This window comes from Desulfofundulus thermobenzoicus, from assembly GCF_009428905.1.
GTDB classification, from domain to species: domain Bacteria; phylum Bacillota; class Desulfotomaculia; order Desulfotomaculales; family Desulfovirgulaceae; genus Desulfofundulus_A; species Desulfofundulus_A thermobenzoicus.
On record NZ_WHYR01000048.1, the window covers coordinates 1 to 19,195 of the forward strand.

At 51.9% G+C, this 19,195-nt stretch carries 18 protein-coding genes and 1 pseudogene; all 19 read left to right on the top strand.

Translation table 11 applies throughout. The annotated features are described in order from the left end of the window. Positions 1–136 precede the first annotated feature (136 nt). The 19 genes and pseudogenes from GFC01_RS19485 (at position 137) to cas6 (ending at position 19,110) form a co-directional block, all read left to right on the top strand. Positions 137–553 (top strand): hypothetical protein, encoded by a 417-nt coding sequence (locus GFC01_RS19485; protein WP_243137606.1) that lies wholly within the window; start codon positions 137–139, stop codon positions 551–553. Next, the gene (locus GFC01_RS14365) at positions 538–1,386 is read left to right on the top strand and encodes an RNA-guided endonuclease InsQ/TnpB family protein (protein ID WP_243137607.1); all 849 of its coding nucleotides are present in this window, start codon (positions 538–540) and stop codon (positions 1,384–1,386) included. The genes GFC01_RS19485 and GFC01_RS14365 overlap by 16 nt, the downstream gene beginning before the upstream one ends. A gap of 577 nt (positions 1,387–1,963) precedes the next feature. Beyond that, positions 1,964–2,110, top strand: coding sequence for a hypothetical protein (locus GFC01_RS14370; protein WP_152947863.1), 147 nt, complete (start codon positions 1,964–1,966; stop codon positions 2,108–2,110). A gap of 205 nt (positions 2,111–2,315) precedes the next feature. Next, positions 2,316–4,787 (top strand): AAA family ATPase, encoded by a 2,472-nt coding sequence (locus GFC01_RS19490; RefSeq protein ID WP_243137608.1) that lies wholly within the window; start codon positions 2,316–2,318, stop codon positions 4,785–4,787. A gap of 579 nt (positions 4,788–5,366) precedes the next feature. Further along, positions 5,367–5,645 (top strand): hypothetical protein, encoded by a 279-nt coding sequence (locus GFC01_RS14385; RefSeq protein ID WP_152947864.1) that lies wholly within the window; start codon positions 5,367–5,369, stop codon positions 5,643–5,645. A gap of 2 nt (positions 5,646–5,647) precedes the next feature. Continuing rightward, positions 5,648–5,890, top strand: a complete 243-nt coding sequence (locus GFC01_RS14390) for a DEAD/DEAH box helicase (RefSeq protein WP_152947865.1) — start codon at positions 5,648–5,650, stop codon at positions 5,888–5,890. Beyond that, positions 5,868–6,278 carry a DEAD/DEAH box helicase gene (locus tag GFC01_RS20230; protein ID WP_152947866.1) on the top strand — a complete coding sequence of 137 codons (411 nt, stop codon included), beginning with the start codon at positions 5,868–5,870 and terminating at the stop codon, positions 6,276–6,278. The genes GFC01_RS14390 and GFC01_RS20230 overlap by 23 nt, the downstream gene beginning before the upstream one ends. An 83-nt stretch (positions 6,279–6,361) precedes the next feature. Then, entirely contained in the window at positions 6,362–8,008 is a 1,647-nt protein-coding gene (locus GFC01_RS14400; RefSeq protein WP_152947867.1) for a helicase-related protein, read from the top strand. Between the two features lie 259 nt (positions 8,009–8,267). Next, positions 8,268–8,849 carry a Uma2 family endonuclease gene (locus GFC01_RS14405; protein WP_152947868.1) on the top strand — a complete coding sequence of 194 codons (582 nt, stop codon included), beginning with the start codon at positions 8,268–8,270 and terminating at the stop codon, positions 8,847–8,849. A 212-nt stretch (positions 8,850–9,061) separates the two neighbouring features. Then, positions 9,062–9,976 (top strand): CRISPR-associated protein Csx14, encoded by a 915-nt coding sequence (locus GFC01_RS14410; protein ID WP_243137609.1) that lies wholly within the window; start codon positions 9,062–9,064, stop codon positions 9,974–9,976. Beyond that, a complete protein-coding gene (gene csx15 / locus GFC01_RS14415; RefSeq protein WP_152947869.1) occupies positions 9,973–10,359 on the top strand; it encodes a CRISPR-associated protein Csx15 in 387 nt (128 codons plus the stop codon). The genes GFC01_RS14410 and csx15 overlap by 4 nt, the downstream gene beginning before the upstream one ends. 128 nt (positions 10,360–10,487) lie before the next feature. Further along, positions 10,488–11,615: pseudogene (gene cmr1 / locus GFC01_RS14420) on the top strand (type III-B CRISPR module RAMP protein Cmr1); the annotation flags it as partial. Further along, entirely contained in the window at positions 11,612–13,498 is a 1,887-nt protein-coding gene (locus tag GFC01_RS14425) for a Cas10/Cmr2 second palm domain-containing protein (protein ID WP_207707627.1), read from the top strand. The pseudogene cmr1 and the gene GFC01_RS14425, both read left to right, overlap by 4 nt. Then, the gene (locus tag GFC01_RS14430; RefSeq protein ID WP_194174967.1) at positions 13,495–14,604 is read left to right on the top strand and encodes a type III-B CRISPR module-associated Cmr3 family protein; all 1,110 of its coding nucleotides are present in this window, start codon (positions 13,495–13,497) and stop codon (positions 14,602–14,604) included. Before GFC01_RS14425 ends, GFC01_RS14430 begins: the two co-directional genes overlap by 4 nt. Next, on the top strand, positions 14,604–15,437 hold the full coding sequence (cmr4, locus tag GFC01_RS14435; protein WP_152947872.1) for a type III-B CRISPR module RAMP protein Cmr4: 834 nt from the start codon (positions 14,604–14,606) through the stop codon (positions 15,435–15,437). Before GFC01_RS14430 ends, cmr4 begins: the two co-directional genes overlap by 1 nt. Further along, entirely contained in the window at positions 15,437–15,838 is a 402-nt protein-coding gene (gene cmr5 / locus GFC01_RS14440) for a type III-B CRISPR module-associated protein Cmr5 (RefSeq protein ID WP_152947873.1), read from the top strand. Before cmr4 ends, cmr5 begins: the two co-directional genes overlap by 1 nt. A 22-nt stretch (positions 15,839–15,860) precedes the next feature. Continuing rightward, positions 15,861–17,024: a type III-B CRISPR module RAMP protein Cmr6 gene (cmr6, locus tag GFC01_RS14445; RefSeq protein ID WP_341474010.1), complete on the top strand. Its 1,164-nt coding sequence runs from the start codon at positions 15,861–15,863 to the stop codon at positions 17,022–17,024. A 118-nt stretch (positions 17,025–17,142) separates the two neighbouring features. Continuing rightward, positions 17,143–18,282, top strand: a complete 1,140-nt coding sequence (locus GFC01_RS14450; RefSeq protein WP_152947875.1) for a CRISPR-associated protein — start codon at positions 17,143–17,145, stop codon at positions 18,280–18,282. 78 nt (positions 18,283–18,360) lie between these two features. Continuing rightward, on the top strand, positions 18,361–19,110 hold the full coding sequence (gene cas6, locus GFC01_RS14455; protein ID WP_152947876.1) for a CRISPR-associated endoribonuclease Cas6: 750 nt from the start codon (positions 18,361–18,363) through the stop codon (positions 19,108–19,110). The last annotated feature ends 85 nt before the right edge of the window (positions 19,111–19,195 follow it).

Genomic DNA, 19,195 nt, shown 5'->3' on the forward strand with positions numbered 1-19,195 from the left:
CCCGGGGCCGAGGTCTCTCTGTCACCCCAGGAAATATTTCCACGGAGGTGTAAAGCCTGGTCATGGGGAGGCCGCTTAACAAGAAATGGTACAGTGTATCAGGAATTGTTAAGTTATTTGAACCAGGTGAAACCAAATGAGCCGATGCAAAAACAATGCGGTCAAGAAACTAAAGCGGACCACCAAACAAACCGTGGACATCCTGGTGGAAAAATTTCCATTGCATCTCACCAAAAAGCAAACCGTTTTAGCCCGTAACCTGCAAATGGAAGCGGCCAAAGTCTGGAACGCCACCTGCAACATTCACCGCACGGTATACGGCAGATATCATTACTGGCTGAAAGAGGGTGCGATTAAAACCCTGGTCAAAAACAAATACGGCATCCATTCCCAGTCGGTACAGGCCCTGGTTGAAACCTATTTTGAGTGCTGTGAACGTACCAGGGAATTGCACGTACAGGGCAACACCGATTGGAAATATCCCTACCGCCGGAAAAGGTTTTTCACAGTCACCTGGAAAGAACCAGCCATCACCATATGGGGCGGATACTGAGGCTTTCCAACGGCCGGGGCAAGGAACCTCTGGTTGTAAAACTGCCAGAAAGGCTTACCGACACCGTAGTCCATCAAGCGCAACTGGTCTGGCACCGGAATCAATACTGGCTGCACGTAACGGTGGAAAAACCGGCCCCGTTAAAAGTCCGAGGCGACGTTACTGCGGCCATTGACCCGGGCGAAGTGCATGCCGTGACAATCACCGACGGCAATGATGCTTTAGTGATCAGCGGCAGGTTGCTCCGGTCACTCAATCGGTTGAAAAACAAGGAACTGCGCAAATTCCAGCGGGCCATCTCCAAAACGAAGAAAAATTCCCGGAAACGCAAACGGCTGCTGGCTAAAAAATACCGCTTTCTCAACTGGATTGAGCGGCAAAAGGAACACATTTTGCACACCATATCCGCCAACGCCGTCCGCTGGTGCCTGCAAAGGAACGTCAAAACAGTCTACATCGGTGACCCGGAAAGCGTGCGCAAGAAGGACTGCGGCAAAAAACATAACCAGCGCATTGGCCAGTGGGCCTTTGGCAAATTGCGCGACCTGCTGGAATATAAGCTCAAGCGCCGCGGCATTAAGCTGACGGCGGTGGACGAGCGCGGCACCTCCGGCACCTGCCCCCGGTATGCGGGGAATACACCAAAACAAAATGCGCGCGTGTATCGGTGCGGTAATGCTTCTTGCGGGTTCACAGGCATCCACCGGGATGTATTGGGAGCGAGCGGCATCCTGGATAAGTCCGTAAACGATGGGTTCACCAAGGGGCGCAAGTTGCCCGCAACGGTGAACTACCTGCGGCCGAAAGTATTGACACCGAAAAAAGCCGCTTAACGTATCTACGTAGCCGAAAGGCGAAGTAGTAGACGCCTATGGACCGGGCCTCCCGGTAAACGCCGGGTTGACACTCACGAGGAAAGCGTAAGACCTGCGCTTTAGCAGGCAGCATTTCTATGAAATGAGGAAAACCTTCGCGGAGAAGCCTCCGGGCTTGTCCCGGAGGAGGTTCACTTTTGCATGACATAAAAAGGACTGTATCATGCAAAATATTACGGAACGCCAGAGGCCTGGTCTTTACCGGCCTCTATGCTTATCCCAAAACCCGCACATCAATCTTAAATACTCCTTGAAATTTCCTTCATCAGGAAGGAAATTTGTTATAATATAGCGAACTTAGCAATACTTAGGATAGGGGGTACGATAGTCCTGTTCAAAAGGCATCGTGTCAATCTTTTGATCTTTTCTCGGTCTTACAATGCTTTCCTAATGCGGTAGGCAGGCGAGTGACTCGATGTTTCCGGCGTTTAATTGCCTGCAGCGAGGATGATAAAAATCTTTTTTCCTTCGACAAACACCTGTCACTCCTTCCCCCTTATAATCGATGTACGGATTTAATTTGGGGGGAAGGTAAATGCTTCTGGCCGGCCATGAAGAAGGAATGTACTTTGACCAGGTGGGAGCGGCCCTGGATGCCCTGGCGGGCAGGAGTTCTGAGGATCTGGTTCTGCCCCATGCGGCAGGTGGAACTGTCTGCCGGTGGCCCTGGGCTGGCAGCTGACCCAATTACCCACCGGTGGCAAAAGAAAGAATTTTTAACCGGGCTGATCCGGGAAAAGGCCGGCGAACTGGCCGCCAGATCGGAGAATACGCCCGCGTCCTTTCTAAAAAGGTAGCTTTTGTGTCTGGGGGTGGCATATTCAAGGAAGGCTAACCCTACAAAGCCAGAAGCACCAAGAAGGAGAAAGAAGTGGCTAATATAAAAAATGAAGCAGTTAATTGATCTAATTCACAAGCAGGGAGTAGAAAACTGGGCTGAGAGATGTAAAAAAGCTTTCGAAGAACTCTTTGGTGCCGATGGAGGACGTTACCCGGATAAGGCAAAAAAAGCCGTAACCCTTCGAGCACCAGTTTTTCAGGCAGGTAAGGGTGTTACTTTTGCTTCCCTGATTCATCCCGCAAATCCTGATTCCGGTGCTTATGGGGGGATGAGTTTCGTTCTTTTTCCAGTTCCGGACGCCCCCTGTCTACTGGCTATGGTTGTGGGTACCCAGGGACTGAGTCCCGATGAAGAGGTTCTGGCGCGTCCCGGACATGGCCGAAAGGTTTCAGCTATTTGTAATTGGCTCAATAAGAAATACGGCAAAGGGAATTTGATTGCCTGGGCAAAACAGGACCCTGTTCGCCTAGATCTGGATCTGCCTGGTAACATTAAACGGCTTTTCCCGGATTATAATGCTGTTTTTGAGCGGTACGGGAGAGTGATTTATGGTTTTTTTCAGCCCACTGGCGACACGGCAGCCACTGCAGACGCCCTGAAAGCTTTTCTGGATCTGATGTTTGAAGAACGCGGAATATATCCTTTAAAAGCAGCTGCGGAAGAAAGTGAGCAAATCCGGTCCGAGTATTTTGCCCATTTAATGCCGGATGTTACTGAAGAGGAGGTACAGGAACTACTCCGGGAACGCCGTTTTGTTGTTTTGCAGGGTCCTCCGGGGACAGGAAAGACCCGGTTGGCCTTACGAATTTTACAAAAGGCTTATCAGGCAAATGGTTTTTCCATTCAGTTTCATCCGAACACTACCTATGAAAATTTTATTGGCGGGCTGGCACCGGTTCTATCTGGTGATGTACTGGGTTTTCGATTTGCGCCGCAACCTGGTTTTTTAATGAAAGCAGCAACGGAAGCGCTAAAAAAGCCAGAACAGCCATTCCTACTCCATATTGATGAAATAATTGCAGTGGATAGAAAGCTTGCAGGGATGAGAGCTCCGATGAGACGTCGCAGAAGTTTTACCGGTGCCCCCATTTTACCTGTTAAATTAAGGGAATCTCCTTGCTTTGAAGTTATTGACTCCTCAACTGCTCGTCTCCCTGCGACTTTTCTGCTTAAAGGGCAACTTCACCGGGAACCACAGTCCCAGGCAGCGCGCCTGGCAAACCAATTTATCCAACAAAACAGCGGTATTCTTCAGAATTTTAATATCTCTGCAAACTTAGATTATGATGGTCACTCGGTGGATGTAATCTTTCAGGCAGGCACAAAAATAGGCGCTATCCCTCTTCTTTCACCAACCTCAGGGAGGCCGGACTACGGGCTTATTGTAAAGCCACGCTTTGATTGGCCAGGAATCGGCTCTATGCTTGGTAAGATGGGGTGGCGGGTTATTCCCTCCCTGCTGCAGTTACCTTTGCTTCCGCGCTCCGATAGAAAGATTCCTCCGTGGGTGTTATCAGCAACTGTCCTTTTACGCATCAAAAAACTACTGGAATGTCTGGAGAGACGTTTTGAGTTTGCCGAATTAGACCTGAGCGCTCCGCGCGGTAGTGTGAAATGGCCCAGCTATATAACATCATCGATAACGAGAGCCAGATTTTTACATGTCCCTTGCCGTTATCCTGATCTTCGGGATGATCGGGAATTCATCGCCGCGGTCCATTATACCCTGCGTAAACAACAGGCCAGTTTGGAAAGCCAGAGAAGTGCAGGTGCGTTTGTATTACAGCTAATCGGCCTTTGTCAATCTTTATTGGAGCGTGTTCGTAGCGTTTCACCCAAACAACCCTCAGTTCCTACAATTAATGCCTGGTACCGGGGGCCCTTGCGGACCAGGATTTTTCGGGACGGCTTACAGGCCATGGAATGGACCATTGAGGACCGGGGTTTGGCCGGACTAGGTGATTTGCAGGGGTTGCCCTGGGTAATGTCCATGGAAGAATTCTTTGAAGCCTGGGCGGAAACCATTGCTGCGGCTCTCACCAGGCGGATTGGGGGAGTCCTGCACACAGGCAGAAAAAGGGAAACAGTTGCCCCGCTGGTCTGGGATCCTCCTTACGTGGGATCACAAAAATATTTATTGCCGGATTTAGTCCTTGAGCGTTTATCCGCCCAGGATGGTGAAAAGGAGATTATTATTTTTGATGCTAAATATAAAGGTCACTGGGAAGATTTAAGCCGTGACCAGTGGGGCAAACTCGATGAAGAGCTGCGCGAGAGGCACAGGGCAGATTTATTGCAGGTTCTTGCATATTCGACATTATTTGAGGCAAAGAAAATTACCAGCTTGGTGTATCCCTGCCAAAAGCAGACCTGGGATTCTTTAAAGAAACGAGGTTTGCTTTACCATAAGGCTTGCCTTGGTGCCGGTAAAAGGAGTGTCAACCTGGTCCTCGCAGCTATACCCATGGATTCCGGGATCGAAGAAATAGTTCAAACATTGGCAACGGCTGTAATTTAATTCCATATATATATATATACATAAAAGCCCCCCTCTTTAAAAACATTGAGAAAGCCTTTAAGAAATGAAGGGAGCTGAATAGATGGCCGTTCCAAATCTGGCAAGGATGATGGAGAAAAGTACACGGAGCGACGACCTTTTCAATAATCCAGGCACAAACGCCTTTCGGTAAAGGCCTGCAATCTTGTCGAGTTTTTACTCAGGGCCTACTGCCTGGAAAGGCCGGTAAGAGAAATTGAAAAGTACGAAATTGTCCGCTGGGAGAAGGACTTGCCAGAGGGCGAGGGGTGCCGCCTGAGCTAGCCAGGTGGGTGAGGGAAAATGAGTCCCGCCTGGGATGGATCCCCGACGACCTGCCTGAAGGCGCAGCTCTGCCCCTGACACTCCAGGAAATTGCCAGGTTTTACGAATTGGCTGGCGTAAGTGACAGAGAAGAATGTGTTCAAGCCGGGCAGATTCTGCCCGACCCGGGGTTGTTGCCGCCGTGGAAGGAATTGAAGGCGCTGGTTAAGGAGATTCATCGGTCGCAGGACGACGTGGGGAAACTGGAGGCTGAGCTGGTGTCGCTGCAGTCCCGCCTTGCCGCAGTGGCCGAAGTGGGCCGAAACGGTCGTGCTTCAAGGCGGGAAGGGCAGCTCCTTAAAACCGCCGGAAAACGTCACCGAGGTCTGGGAGTGGCGCAAGGCCGAAACTTACCTCAAAAAGATGCATGCAGAGGACCCCCAGGTGCTTTCCAGGAGGCTCGACGAGCTTCTCCAGAGGAAAGGGAGGCTGGTGGCGGAGCTGGTGGCCCTTTCCACCTGGCTCACTCTCGCCGGGCGCGTGACGGAAGAGCAACGCAAAAGCCTCAGAGGGTAAAAATGTTTACAACGCAAATAGCTCAAAATGTGTGCCTCTTGACGGGGACGGCTTCCGGTAAAAGTATGGTTTTCTACGCCGCGGCTATTGATATCCTGGCCAAAAACCATGCTGCAAAGATCATTGCCATCTACCCCTTAAAAGCCCTGGGTAGAGAACAGGAAAACAAATGGCAGGAAGCACTTCATAAAGCGGGTATGGATTACGTTAAAGTCGGCCGGATTGACGGGGACGTTAGCCGTTAAGCAGAAAAAAAATATAATTAAAAACTGTCAGGTAATAATAATGACGCCAGATATAATTCATGCGTGGCTATTGGCGAACATTGGCGACAAAGAGATCATGAAGTTTGTGGCCAGTATCTTGCTTGTAGTAGTTGACGAAGTTCATACATACACTGGCGTTTTCGGATCCAACTCAGCCTTTCTGTTCCGAAGGCTCCGCCATTTGATGGCCGTGGCAGATAATAGTCCTCAATTTATCTGTGCCTCAGCAACAATAGCGAATCCTGAAGTTCATCTAAAAAATCTTTTCGGGGTGCAGTTTTACTTAATTGGATCTGAGCTTGACACTTCACCCAGATATGAGGTTGAGATATTATTAGTTAAGCCGCCAAGAATCGCCGATTTTTGACTGAAGTTACCAGATTTATGAAAGAAATTGCTCAAGAGCCCGACCGATTTATCGCTTTTATTGATAGTCGTAAGTAGACAGAAATGATATCGTCTATTTTATCACGCGGTCAAGTTGGTGATGATGATGAATCCGGATCAATCGGCAGGTTAGATGGAAATCTGTTAGATACGTTAAGCATTCTTCCTTACAGGGCAGGTTACGAAGAATATGACCAGGAATTAATTCAAAAACGATTAACTAAAGGAATGTTGAAAGGGGTTGTTAGCACCAGTGCGTTAGAACTTGGGTTGGATATTCCCCACCTGGGAACAGCGGTGCTAATTGGAGTACCATATTCAGCGACGAGCCTATTTCAGCGAATCGGACGAATTGGGCGTCATGGTAAAGGCAGGGTATATATAATCCATTCCGGCAGTTTTCTTGATGAAGTTATTTTTAGAGATCCGCTTCGTTTACTTAATCGTCCCTTGAGTGAAAGTGCCCTGTATTTACAAAATCCTAGAGTGCAGTATATTCACGCACTCTGCCTGGCGCGTTTAGGCGGTGAGCACGACCAAATGTGTAATATGCTCGGGAAAAGTGTAGATGAAAGTGATTTTACCAGTCCCATTGTCTGGCCGGAGGGTTTTATATCACTATGTAAATCTGAAAGGATTGGGGAAATACCGGCCGACCTTCAGGCGATGAAGGCCGAAGCTGGAGATGATCCTAATCATACGTACCCGTTACGAGATGTGGAAAGTCAGTTTAGAGTACAGCTTAAGCAAGGACCTATACAGGAAGAAAAAGGGTCTTTGTCTTATAGTCAACTTTTACGTGAAGCATACCCTGGAGCTGTATATTATTATGCGACGCAATCCCTTAGAGTATATAAAATTATTAACAAGTCACGTCTGGTTCTTGTGCGTAAGGAAAAGAGATACACCACTACTCCAAACATGATTCCCACCCAGGTTTTCCCTAATTTAACGAGCGGTAATATCTACGAAGCGCGCCGTCATGGCGATCTGGTAGTATTCGAGTCAAATATACAGGTCAGGGAATCAGTTGTTGGTTATAAGGAAAAACGCGGATCTAAACAGCCAGAATCCTATCACTATCCCCTTAATGAGCATAGAATGAATATTTATTTTGATTTACCTCGTTTTACGCGAAATTACTTTACAAGTGGCGTCATCCTGACACACCCCAGTTTTAATAATATGCAGGAGCCAGAAATTAATACCATAGCAAAATTGTTATATGAGGCGTTTTTGATGTCAATTCCATTTGAACGGCAGGACATTGACTTTGCAGTCGGTAAGTTCCGCATAAATAGGCCACCAATTGTCCAAGATGGCACCAGGTTTGTGGCCATATACGATAAAACGTATGGTAGCCTCAGGTTATCAGGGCACGTGATGAAAGAAGACCTTATGAAAAAAGTATTCGAGCAGACCAATGAAATTGCCAATCTGACTGATTACCGAGATAATGAGATGGAGGAATTCCATATTAGTTCCGGTGTAATAGGAATCTTAACGGATTTATTGCAATCAGCTCAAGATACAGGTTCGCCGATTAGTCACTTTTTCCTTGAATCGCAAAAGAAAGATGATATAGATGAAACATTACGTGAGCAAGTGATAAGACCAGGCAGTGTTGGCTTGGCCATACGCAATGATAACCAGGAGTATTTGGTTGAAAAGGTTTTCTATAATCCCAAATCAAACTTAAATGAAATATGATCTATAAATTCATATTAAAATAATTATTTAAATGTTTAATTAATCCGCTATCGCTGGTTAGATGTTGTGTTGTCCAAAGCGAACGGCCTTGGCCGTATCATCCAGAGAAATATTTAAAATATATTGCTACTGATATTAAGAAAACGGAATTACAAGTGCCCCTTAAGAGCTGGAATTAAATTATTCTGGAAATTGGTTTATAATATCCATTGGATGAATTATTATTACTGAAAAGGTATTCAAAAAGGAGTGGCCTTGGATGGGTTTCCCCCGGAAAAAGGAAAGCGGGAGTTATACATATGGGGACTACTTAAAATGGCCGGGCGATGAGCGGTGGGAAATAATCGAGGGGATTGCCTATAACATGAGTTCCGCCCCATCAAGAAGACACCGGAAAGTTTTAATTGCCTTGCTCAATGAGTTTTACAATTATCTGAAAGAAAAGGACTGTGAAGTATACTGCGCCCCGTTCGACGTCCGCCTGCCGGAAGGAAACGAAAAGGACGAAGAGATTAAAACTGTTGTTCAGCCGGATCTGGCAGTGATTTGCGACCGGTCAAAGCTGGATGAACGGGGTTGCAAGGGGAGCCCGGATTTAATTGTGGAGGTTATTACGTCGTCAACGGCTTCCATCGATTATATTCAGAAACTGGCTTTATATGAAAAGCACGGAGTAAAAGAATACTGGATAGTGCATCCGGTAGATGAGGTAGTAATGATCTATATGCTAACGGACAACCGAAAATACGGGAGAGCTATAATTTATTCGAAAAACGATCAGGTGAGCACGGACCTTTTTGACGATTTGCGAATTGATCTAAAAGAAGTGTTTAAAGAATAACTGGAAAAAGGCAGATCCGTTTAAAAGTTTATGGTAGTTGGTTACCAGAAAAAATGGTAGCAGGCCATCCTGGTCTGCTTCACCCGTGCCGGTTAGGATGGTAGCAGCTGCGGCCGTGTCCGTACACCGATGGGTGCATGGGGATGGTTTGGTTACAGCTGCTTTCCCGCACCGCCGACACGAGCACTCCTGGCGGCAGAAGATGCGCTTTATTGAACAGAAAGAGTGATGGTATGGGCAGTTCATTAGGCCATATGGATAAGGGCAGGCGACGTTCTGAAGCGCTCATTGCCACCCTGGGCGTGGAGCCCCAGGTGGTAACCATAACCCTGGACTGCCTGCTGGCCGGCGGCAGAAATATCGGTGAGGCGGTGGTGATTTATACGGAAAGCCCCGGAGTTTACGAGGCGCTCAAAGTGATTGAGGATGAATTCGCACGGCCGGCATATCCGGGTATGGTGCTCCGTTCCGTTCCGGTCACTTCCAGGGAGGGGGCGGTCAGGGACTTTCGTACCGATGAGGATCTGCGCGGGCTTTTGCGTACCCTCTACGCGGAAGTGCGCCGTGCCCGGCAGGCCGGGAACATTGTCCACCTGTGTGTTTCCGGCGGGCGTAAAGTGATGGGTATTGTGGGCATGGTGGTGGCCCAGCTTTTGTTTGGCCCGGAGGATCATGTCTGGCACCTGATCACGGAAGGCTGGCGGCCCGGTGCCGGCCGGCACCTGCACCTGCCGGAGGAAGAAAAGGTGTGGCTGGTGCCGGTGCCTGTTTTGCGCTGGAGCGAGGCCGGCACCCTGATGCAGGCCGTGGCTGAGATGAATGACCCCGCCGAAGTGGTAGCCTGGTACGAAAAACTAAGCCGGGCCGGGGAAGTAAAACGACAGCGGGAGTTTATCGAACGCTGGCTGACCCGGGCCGAAAGGGAGGTGGTCCGCCTGGCCTGCCGGGGGCTGGATAATGCCGCCATTGCTGCTGCGCTGTGCAAGCAGGAGCAAACGGTGGCCAACCAGCTCCGGGGCGTCTATGAAAAACTGCGGGAATGGTTGGGTTACCCGGCCGGCAATGTGGATCGCTCTGTGTTAATAGCCCGGTTTGCCCCCTATTTTACTCTGGTGGAGGAACAATGAAGGTGAAAGTGATCAACTTTGCCCACCCTTTAACGGAAAGCAATTTGCAGGAAATCAAAAGTTTGGCCGGTTGTGAAGTCTCGGAGGTTGTGGAAGTCCCCAGTCAGATCGATCCGGCCAAACCCCTGGAACCACAAATTGCTTCCCGGCTGGAAAACCTGGGGTTAACGGCGCAGGAATGGCAGACACAGCCGCTGTTGATTAACCTGCCCTCCCTGTCCTGCAGTGCTGCCGTGGTGCTGGCCCTGCTGCACGGCCGCATGGGCTATTTTCCACCCATCCTGCGCCTGCGTCCTGATACCGACAGTTTGGTACCGCGCTTTGTCGTGGCTGAGATTTTAAACCTCCAGGCCATCAGGGAGCGGGCCCGGGGGAAGCGGTGATTTAATGGAATATTATAATGGCCGGTTTATAAACCACCTGCCGCCTTAATGCAGATGCAGGAGGAGTGGAGAGATAGCAAAAGGAGGGATGGCTTACGGATACCTGGGAGGCCACTTATCGGGTAACTACCCCTTTGTTCCTGGGCGGGGCATCGTCCACTACAGAAGCAGAACTGCGTCCACCTTCGCTCAAGGGTTTGTTACGCTTCTGGTTTCGGGCGGTGGCCCTGCCTTCTTTGGGAAGCTGGCAGGCAGTCCAGAAGGTAGAAAATGAACTTTTCGGTAGTACGAATGGACAAGCGGGTTTCATTCTCAGCATTATGAATTCCCATGGATTAAAACAGGTGCAGCCCGACCAGGATTGGAAAAAGTGGCATGGTCTTGGTTACCTTGGTTATGGAGTAGTTGATCGCGGTATGACGCGGCAGCCGTATTTAAAACATGGCGGGGTATTTACGTTAAAAGTCATGCTCAAAGATAACGTTTCACCGCAAATCGGCAGCTTGTTGCCGGTTGCTTTAAAGGCCCTCGGTCTTTTTGGTGCCGCAGGGGCCAGGGCGCGTAAGGGTTTCGGTTCTTTGTCCTTAGAGTCCCTGCGGCATAACGGAGAAGAGAAATGGGTGGTTCCCGGAAACATTGAGGAACTTTGCGCAGGCATACGCAAAATTTTCGGGGAGATGAGCATTAACCGCCATGAAGAAGGGAACCTCCCCGATTATACGGCTTTTAGCTTATCGGCAAAGGTAAAGATTGTTAAAACAGCACGCGATCCTCTTCAACTTTTGGATGAGGTGGGAAAAGAGCTTTTGCGCTACCGCAGCTATGGCCGCGCAAGCGGTAGTATCCACGTTCTTCCCTGGAGGGAAAAGGCCGAACAGAACTTTGCCGACGATCACGATATGATCCTGAATGTTATTAATGGACGAACTCTCCAACCACCGGATCACCCTCGCCGGGTGGTTTTTGGCCTGCCCCACAACTATTTCTTTTTATCCACCAGGCAAAAGGCAAATGTTGATGCTGCCAACCACAAACGGCGTGCCAGCCCCCTTTTCATTCATATTCACGCTCTGTCAACGGGGGAATATGCGGCGGTGTTGAGTCTGCTTCCAGCCATATTCCTGCCAGAGGGAGAATTAATAAAAATGTCTGGCGGTGGACATAATGTACAAGTTGCTTGCCAGGTAAACTATCAGGAAATTGAAAACTTTTTAACCCGATCTGCCTTTCGTGATGGGGTGGTGGTCTGGCCGTGAAAGATAAAATATATTTGCACTTTTCCCTCGGCCCGGTGCAGGGTTTTGTGGCCCAGGCGCGGCGGACCCGGGATTTCTGGGCCGGTTCCTTTATCCTCTCCTATCTGGCCGGACAGGCCATGCTGGCCGTGCATAATGCAGGCGGAAAATTAATTCTGCCGGCGGTGACCGATGAATCCGGCAAGATCACCGACCGCCTGCTGGCGGCCATTGAGCAGAGGGAGGAGGGTAAGATTGTCTCCCAGGGGCCGGGGATTGCCACCCTGCCCAACCGCTTTCAAGCCAGGGTGCCCGATCATTTCAACCCTTCCGCCTGTGTGGAAGCGGTGAATCGGGCCTGGGGGGCTCTGGCCGAAAAGGTGTGGCAGGATTATGTGCAACCGGTGGCCCGCCTGGGTCGGGGTACCCGGGAAATCTGGGAACGGCAGATAGCCGGATTTTGGGAGATGAGCTGGGTTATGGGTGATGACCCGGCCCTTCTGGACCGGCGCAAAAACTGGCGCAGCCACGTGCCACCGGTGGAACCCGGAGACAAGTGTACGTTGATGGGGAACTATCAGGAGCTTTCCGGCTACCTGCGTATACGGGAAAAAGAGCAGCAGGAATCCTTCTGGGCGGCCCTGCGGGATAAAGTGGGTGAATATGAACTGGCCGGGGATGAGCGGCTTTGTGCCGTGGCTCTGGTTAAACGTCTTTTCCCCCTGGTGGCGGCGGAAATTCTCTGGCCGGTGCCGCGGCGCTATCCCTCCACACCGTACCTGGCCGCTATACCCTGGCTAGCCGGCGTGTGTGCAAACCACCCGGAGGAGGCAAGGAAATATGCCGTTGAAGCCGGACGGCTGCCCGGTGCCAATCGCCGGGAAGAGCCGGAACACTTTGCTTGCCTGCAGGCGGCCCTTGCCGGGAATCCCGAAGGGCGGGAGTTTGCTTCCCTGGATGGTAACTGCTTTCATAAAGCCGCTCTCTTCAATAATAATCTTTGGGAACGGGGGACGGTGCGGGCAGAGGATACGGTCGTCCTTCGCCGCCAGTTGGCCAGCCAGCTCGAAAAATTGGGAACACCTGCCTCCCCTTTCTATGCCCTGCTCCTTATGGACGGGGATCGCCTTGGAGCTTTACTACGGAAGAATTCCCCGGAGGTGATCAGCAAAGCCCTGGCCGATTTCAGCTGGTCCGTAAAAGATGTCATTGGAGATTTTAACGGTGTTACTGTTTTTGCCGGCGGTGATGATGTTCTGGCTCTGTTACCGGTGGACGGGGCCCTTCCAGCGGCCCTGGCCCTGCGTTTCCTGTATACTCGAAGTTTTGCTAACTGCGGTATTGGTACCGGAGGGGGTACCATTTCCGGAGCCATCGTTTTCGCCCACTATTCTACACCCCTTACCGCTGTTTACCGTGAAGCCCACCGTCTTTTAGATGATGTGGCCAAGGATGAAACCGGGCGGGACAGTCTGGCCGTCACCGTCTGGAAAGGGGCCGGGCGGGTTCTGACCTGGGCCGCTCCTTGGGCTGTCATTGGAGGTAGTGAAAACAATGTATTTGATGAACTGGTTAAAGGATTTCAGGGCAGCGACCGCGGAAGCAGGGAGTTCAACAGCAGCTTTTTTTACAACCTGCGTCAACGTTTCGCCATTTTAAAAGAGGAAACGGGCTTAAATCTTTCTCCCCAGGACATGGAGGATGTTTTGGCGGCCGAATATCTGAAAAACCGGGAACGCCAGTGCAGTCCCGAGGAAGCCAGGGCAAGGATGAAGCGGTTGTTGGGAATCTGCCGCCGGTCCTGGCGGGACGAAGAGGGCAAGGTGCATAAGGCCGAAGGGGCTTTGACCTTTGATGGCGCCATGCTGGTGAAATTCCTGGCCCAGAAGGGGGTGGTTTGGTGAACTGGCAATGCTGGACCTTTCGTTTTCTGGACACCTGTTTTTTCCGCGACGGGCTTCCCTATCATGCTGGTGAAGGCGGTTACACCATGGTCCGGACAATTTTCCCGCCCTTTATAACCACCCTGCAGGGTGCCATCCGTACCTGCCTGGCCGAAGAACGGGGCTGGCGACCGGGTCAAAAAAACGGTTGGCCGGCTGAACTGGGTGGTCCAGATGATCCGGGTGACCTCCAGTTCCGGGGGCCCTATCTCTGGACGGCTGAAGGGCCGCTCTTTCCCATGCCGCTGCATCTTCTGGTAAAAAAGATGCAGGATGTAAGCTATGCCTTTACCCGACTGATACCCGGCGATCCGGTAAAATGCGATCTGGGTGAAGTGCGTCTTACGGTGCCTGATCCACCGTTGGCCGGTGCCGGTCTGCCTGAAAATCTATTTCTTTTGCCTTCCGGCCTGCAGACCGTACTGCAGGGGGGATTGCCAGAAACCAGTGAAGTGCAGGACAGCGCAAAACTCTGGGCCACCGAGTACCGTACCGGGTTGGAGCGGGATGATAACACCCGAACTGCCTGGAAGGGGATGCTTTATAACTGCGCCCACGTTCGGCCGGACAGGGGGCTGGGTTTGGTCGTTCTTGTATGTGGTATTCCAAAAGAATGGCCGGTGGCGCCCCGACGGGTGCTAAACCTGGGCGGGGAGGGGCGCATGGCGGAAGTGAAAGTAGATCTCCTGGCCGCAGAGCAGGCGCTGCTTCCACCACCCGGAATTCCTGCACCCCATACCGATGGCAGGCTGTACTTTACCGCAACTTTAATTACCCCCGGGTGGTATGAAGACCTGGAACGAGTAATCCGGGAAGGCCCACCGGGGATTCCGGGAAAATGCGTGTCTGCCTGTCTGGGCAAAGTTGTGCAGGTGGGCGGCTGGGACCTGGCCAACCAGGAGCCCCGCCCCCTGGTGCAGCTCCTGCCGGCCGGTAGCACCTGGTTCTTTGCAGCAGACGTTGCAGAAGTGGATGACCTGGCCAACCTGCATGGCCAGTGTATTGGTGCCGGAACTGCTTACGGCTTTGGACAGATTCTGATTGGTAAGTGGAGGGAGGAAATTTGATGAAAAGTGCCCTTATTGGTTTACTGGCCGAAACCAGCCTTCATCCGGGCAGTGGCCAGACTGCAGGAGTCATTGATCTGCCCGTGGCCCGGGAGGCGGCCACCGGTTACCCGGTTATTGTTGGTTCCAGTTTGAAAGGTGCCCTGCGGGAGCGGGCCGAGCAGTTGTGGGGGCGGGATAATGAAAAGGTATACGAGGCATTTGGCAGGCAGGAAAATGCCGGGGCGGTGGCTGTCACCGATGCCCGCCTGTTGCTCCTGCCCGTCCGTTGCTTAAGCGGCCACTATAAATGGGTGACCTGTCCTTACCTGCTGGAGCGCTGCCGGCGGGATGGAGAACTGGCCGCTGTCCCGGTAACAGTGCCTGATTTGCCGCTGCACCCGGAACCCGGCCAGGCTCTGGCTGCTGGCGAAGGCCGTCTTTTCCTGGAGGAGTTGTCCTTTGATATTGTCACCACCGATATGAGTGAATTGGCCGGGGCAATTGCACCCCTGATCCTTCATCAAGCGGTGCGGGAGCGGCTGTCCGGCTCATTGGTGGTCATCAGTGACGATGAGTTTGCCTATTTCGCCCGTTATGGACTGGCAGTTAACGCCCGCAATGTTTTGAATGATGAGACCAAGACCAGCGAAAACCTGTGGTATGAAGAAACACTACCACCCGATAGCCTGTTTTATGCCCTTTTGCTGGCCCGGGCGGGCAAAGAAGGGGCACTGGCCAACCTGGCCGGTATATTTAAAGAACGGCCTTACCTGCAGGTGGGCGCCAACGAAACAGTGGGTCAGGGTTGGTGCGCCGTGTCCTGGCTAACCGCAGGGGGTGAAGGGGAATAATGCGAACATTGGAACAAATACGGGCTGCCGATGCCCTGGGAAAAATCCGGGCTGTTCAAGAAACTTTTGCCGGTGATGAGGAAAAGGCCGATAAATTCGCTTCCTACGTAGAAAGCCTGCCGGCCACCATTCTTACCAACGGCCTGGGCCAGGCGGCAGCTACCCTGCTGGCCCAGGCCAAAGGAGTCCAAAGCGATCCCCACTACAAAATCTATCGCTTTTTGGAGGAATGGCTTTGCCGTGATGCGCCCGAGGCGCCCTATCGCCTGGCGAAAGATCTAATGGAAGCCATAGTAAGCAACGACCGGCAGGCCTACCTTCACGCCCAGGCCGAGGCCCTGGCCTGGCTGGAGTGGTTGAAAAAGTTTGCCGTTGCATTCTTGAAGAAGAAGCCGGAATAGCAGTGGGGAGGCGATAATATTGGTGCGTCCGCTTTATGCCGGCAATAGAGCTCCGGACAATTTTAGGGCGGAATTTAATGCCGGCCTCTGGTATGACAAGTTTTGTAACCGGTGGCTGCCCAAAAAAAGGGAATGGTCCCTTGAATCCAATGGGAAAAATGGTAAAAAGGAATGGATTGATCAATTAAACGATAAAAAGGTGGGCTCCCCTGCCTACCTGGAAATGATGATTGACCGGATGGGCCGCCTGGTAACAGCGTTAAAGGGTGAACTGCGCTGCTTTGCCACCGACTGGCGCTTTGTCACCGGCCTGGGGCGGGAGCATCCGGTGGAAAATGGTTTTGCGTGGCACCACCTGTTGGGAGTACCTTTCTTACCCGGCTCTTCGGTTAAGGGGGTGGTGCGGGCCTGGGCCGAAAATTGGGTGGGCGTAGAACCGAACGAAGTCCGGCGCATCTTTGGTCCGCCAGGCTGGATAGATGAAAAAAGGGTGGGCAGTGTACTCTTTTTCGATGCCCTGCCGGCGGGACCGGTAAAGGTCCAGGCAGACGTGATGACACCTCATTATGCCCCATACTACCAGCCGCAGGGGGTACCGCAGCCGCCCGGGGACTGGTTTGATCCTGTTCCCATTCCCTTTCTGACCGTGGCTCCCGGCCAACCCTTTTTGTTTGCAATCGCACCGCGCCGGCCGGAGTGCTCGCAGGATCGCCGGGATTGTGTGCTGGCGCTAGAATGGCTGGAGGAAGCCCTGGCGGGGATCGGTGCCGGAGCTAAGACGGCTGTTGGTTACGGTCGCTTTACGCGCCGCCTGGACCTGGAGGAAAGATGGTCCGCCCGGTGGCCTAAAAGTGAGACTGGGGTGAAGGGGGATGAACCGCTAGATGGTGATGCCGGGGAAGGGGTTTCCCCTGAACTTGCAACGTCAATTCCGGAACCCGTGAGTGCCATCCGGGCCGCCATGGAGCAGGACGGTTACAGCAGCAATCCGGAGCAATTCATGCATGCTTTGACCACCAAATGGCTCCCCAGGATGCAAAATGTAGATACGGAAGTTGCTGACCGTCGTGAGATTGCCCAACTCCTGGCCGAGTGGTACCAAAAGACTAAACCAGACCAGTGGAAAAAACCCAACAAAAAGAACACATCCAAGATCGAAGCGATCAAGAGAACGATGGATATATAAATGTCTTACCGGTATATTTCAAAACAGTGCTAAAAGACCAGACGATTATAATAGCCGGCAATCCAGGTCATATACTGGCGGCAATAAACTGATTCTTTTCCCAGAGAGGTGAAACAAAATGCCTCACTTGATTGTTTCCACAGTGGGTACCAGCCTGTTAACTAATTATGTCAACAGGCAAAAAAACCAGGATTTAAGCCTGCTCTTCAGAGACACGGCCAATGCCGGGGAAAAAGAGCTCACATCCCACCAGAGGGATGTGATCGATGAAATTATTGGGAAAGTGGATGCTGAGCTGTGGAATGCTACCCATGGGGAATTACCACAGTTGAGTGCCGAGTTGAGAGGGCTCCTGGGTTATTACGGCCGCGATTTTTACTCCCGGACCGCCGGCATGGATCACCATGTCCTTGTGTCCACCGACACCTATCAGGGCCGGGAAGCGGCCCGTTTACTTGCGGACCATTTAGAAAGGCTGGGATTTAATTCAGTGGAGATTCTGATACCGCCGGGGCTGAGCACCAGGGACTGCAGCAGTTTTACCGCCGGGGTAAACGAGGTTGTGAAGTGGTGTGAGCAGACGCTGGCCGGTTACCGGCAGCACCGCTATCATATTGTTTTTAATCTGGTGGGCGGTTTTAAGAGCTTGCAGGGGTATATGAATACCCTGGGGATGTTTTACGCCGATGAAATAATTTATATTTTCGAAGCGCCATCGGCGGATCTCATACGTATTCCCCGTCTGCCGGTGGTATTGGACGAAATACCGGTTTTACAGGAGAAGGCGGCACTTTTCGCCCTGATGGAAAACTGTTACATGGCGAAGGAGGAAGAGGTAAAGGGTATCCCTGAGATCTATCTATACTACGACGGGGAGGGGAGCTATACCCTGAGCACCTGGGGACTGTTGATGTGGGAACGGCACAAGCAAAAAATTCTGGGTGGTGATCAGCTACTGCCATTCCCGGCCCTGGTTTATGAGCGAAGCTTCGAGAAAGATTTCCTGGACATCACGGACAAAGCCAGGCGGGCGGATATCCAGACTACCCTGGCTAAAGTGTCCCTGCTTTTTCGCGAGCAGGGCCTGGCGGGTTTACGTAAGGATACAGGGCTTCTTTACGAAACTTACGAGGGCAGGCCGGGAAACATCGGTCATTTCCGTCTTAACCAGGACTGGCGGGTTTCCTGCCGTCCTGAAGGCAATATCCTGCGTTTGCGCCATGTGGGTTCACATGATTATGTTAATGATAATCCATAATAAAGCCCTATGGCCGGTGGATTCCGGCCTGTCCTGCCCCCGGTTATACAGGCAGTTATCAGAAAGGAAGGTAGCAGGATGCAGCTAACCATCTATTTCCACGCCCCCGGCCCGGTGGCCATTCCGGTGCACTACGGCACTCTCCTCCAGGGGCTCATCTATCACCAGATGCAAAACCCGGTTTTGCGCACCTACCTGCATGAGCAGGGCTTTGTCCTGGAAAAGCGCCGTTTCAAGCTTTTTACCTTTTCCCGGCTGATGGGCCGGGCAGTGAGGTATGACCGGGATAGCGGGCGTTTGATTTATTCACCGCCGCTCAAGCTGGTCATCTGTTCACCCATTCCTTTTATCCTGCAGGAGTTGGGCACCGGTTTTTTGCGGCAGGGGCAGGTCCGCCTGGGTGATGCCCGGCTGGAAGTGAAGGAGATGTCCGCCGCCAGCCCCCGGGTGCAAACACAACCGGTACGGGTGCGGATGCTTTCTCCGGTGGTGGTATACAGTACCATGGAGTCGCATGACGGGCGCTTCTACACCTATTACTACGCACCCTTTGAACCCCGCTTTACCGAACTGGTAGGCGCCAACCTGGCCAAAAAGCATTTGCTCATTCACGGGCGTCCGGCCCCCCTGGATGGCTTCAGCATCCTGCCGGCCGCCCTGGAGGAGAGGGATCTGAAAATCACCCGCTACAAGGACATCATTATAAAGGGCTGGATGGGCGACTACCTGTTGCAGGGGGATCCGCAGCTTCTCCAGGTGGCCCTGGATGCCGGCCTGGGGGCGAAAAACTCCCAGGGTTACGGCTGCTGTACGCTCCTGGAAGGGTAAACCTTTCGCCAGCACCTTGACAGATGACCGCCGTATGGTATCAGACTACCAATTATAACAGTAGCCAGTTCTCTGGCCGTCGGAG

What these genes read in the sequence shown, in the direction of transcription:
- GFC01_RS19485 (WP_243137606.1), top strand. Translation starts at nt 137, where the DNA reads ATGAGCCGATGCAAAAACAATGCGGTCAAGAAACTAAAGCGGACCACC.
- GFC01_RS14365 (WP_243137607.1), top strand. Translation starts at nt 538, where the DNA reads ATGGGGCGGATACTGAGGCTTTCCAACGGCCGGGGCAAGGAACCTCTG.
- GFC01_RS14370 (WP_152947863.1), top strand. Translation starts at nt 1,964, where the DNA reads ATGCTTCTGGCCGGCCATGAAGAAGGAATGTACTTTGACCAGGTGGGA.
- GFC01_RS19490 (WP_243137608.1), top strand. Translation starts at nt 2,316, where the DNA reads ATGAAGCAGTTAATTGATCTAATTCACAAGCAGGGAGTAGAAAACTGG.
- GFC01_RS14390 (WP_152947865.1), top strand. Translation starts at nt 5,648, where the DNA reads ATGTTTACAACGCAAATAGCTCAAAATGTGTGCCTCTTGACGGGGACG.
- GFC01_RS14400 (WP_152947867.1), top strand. Translation starts at nt 6,362, where the DNA reads ATGATATCGTCTATTTTATCACGCGGTCAAGTTGGTGATGATGATGAA.
- GFC01_RS14405 (WP_152947868.1), top strand. Translation starts at nt 8,268, where the DNA reads ATGGGTTTCCCCCGGAAAAAGGAAAGCGGGAGTTATACATATGGGGAC.
- csx15 (WP_152947869.1), top strand. Translation starts at nt 9,973, where the DNA reads ATGAAGGTGAAAGTGATCAACTTTGCCCACCCTTTAACGGAAAGCAAT.
- cmr4 (WP_152947872.1), top strand. Translation starts at nt 14,604, where the DNA reads ATGAAAAGTGCCCTTATTGGTTTACTGGCCGAAACCAGCCTTCATCCG.
- cmr5 (WP_152947873.1), top strand. Translation starts at nt 15,437, where the DNA reads ATGCGAACATTGGAACAAATACGGGCTGCCGATGCCCTGGGAAAAATC.
- GFC01_RS14450 (WP_152947875.1), top strand. Translation starts at nt 17,143, where the DNA reads ATGCCTCACTTGATTGTTTCCACAGTGGGTACCAGCCTGTTAACTAAT.
- cas6 (WP_152947876.1), top strand. Translation starts at nt 18,361, where the DNA reads ATGCAGCTAACCATCTATTTCCACGCCCCCGGCCCGGTGGCCATTCCG.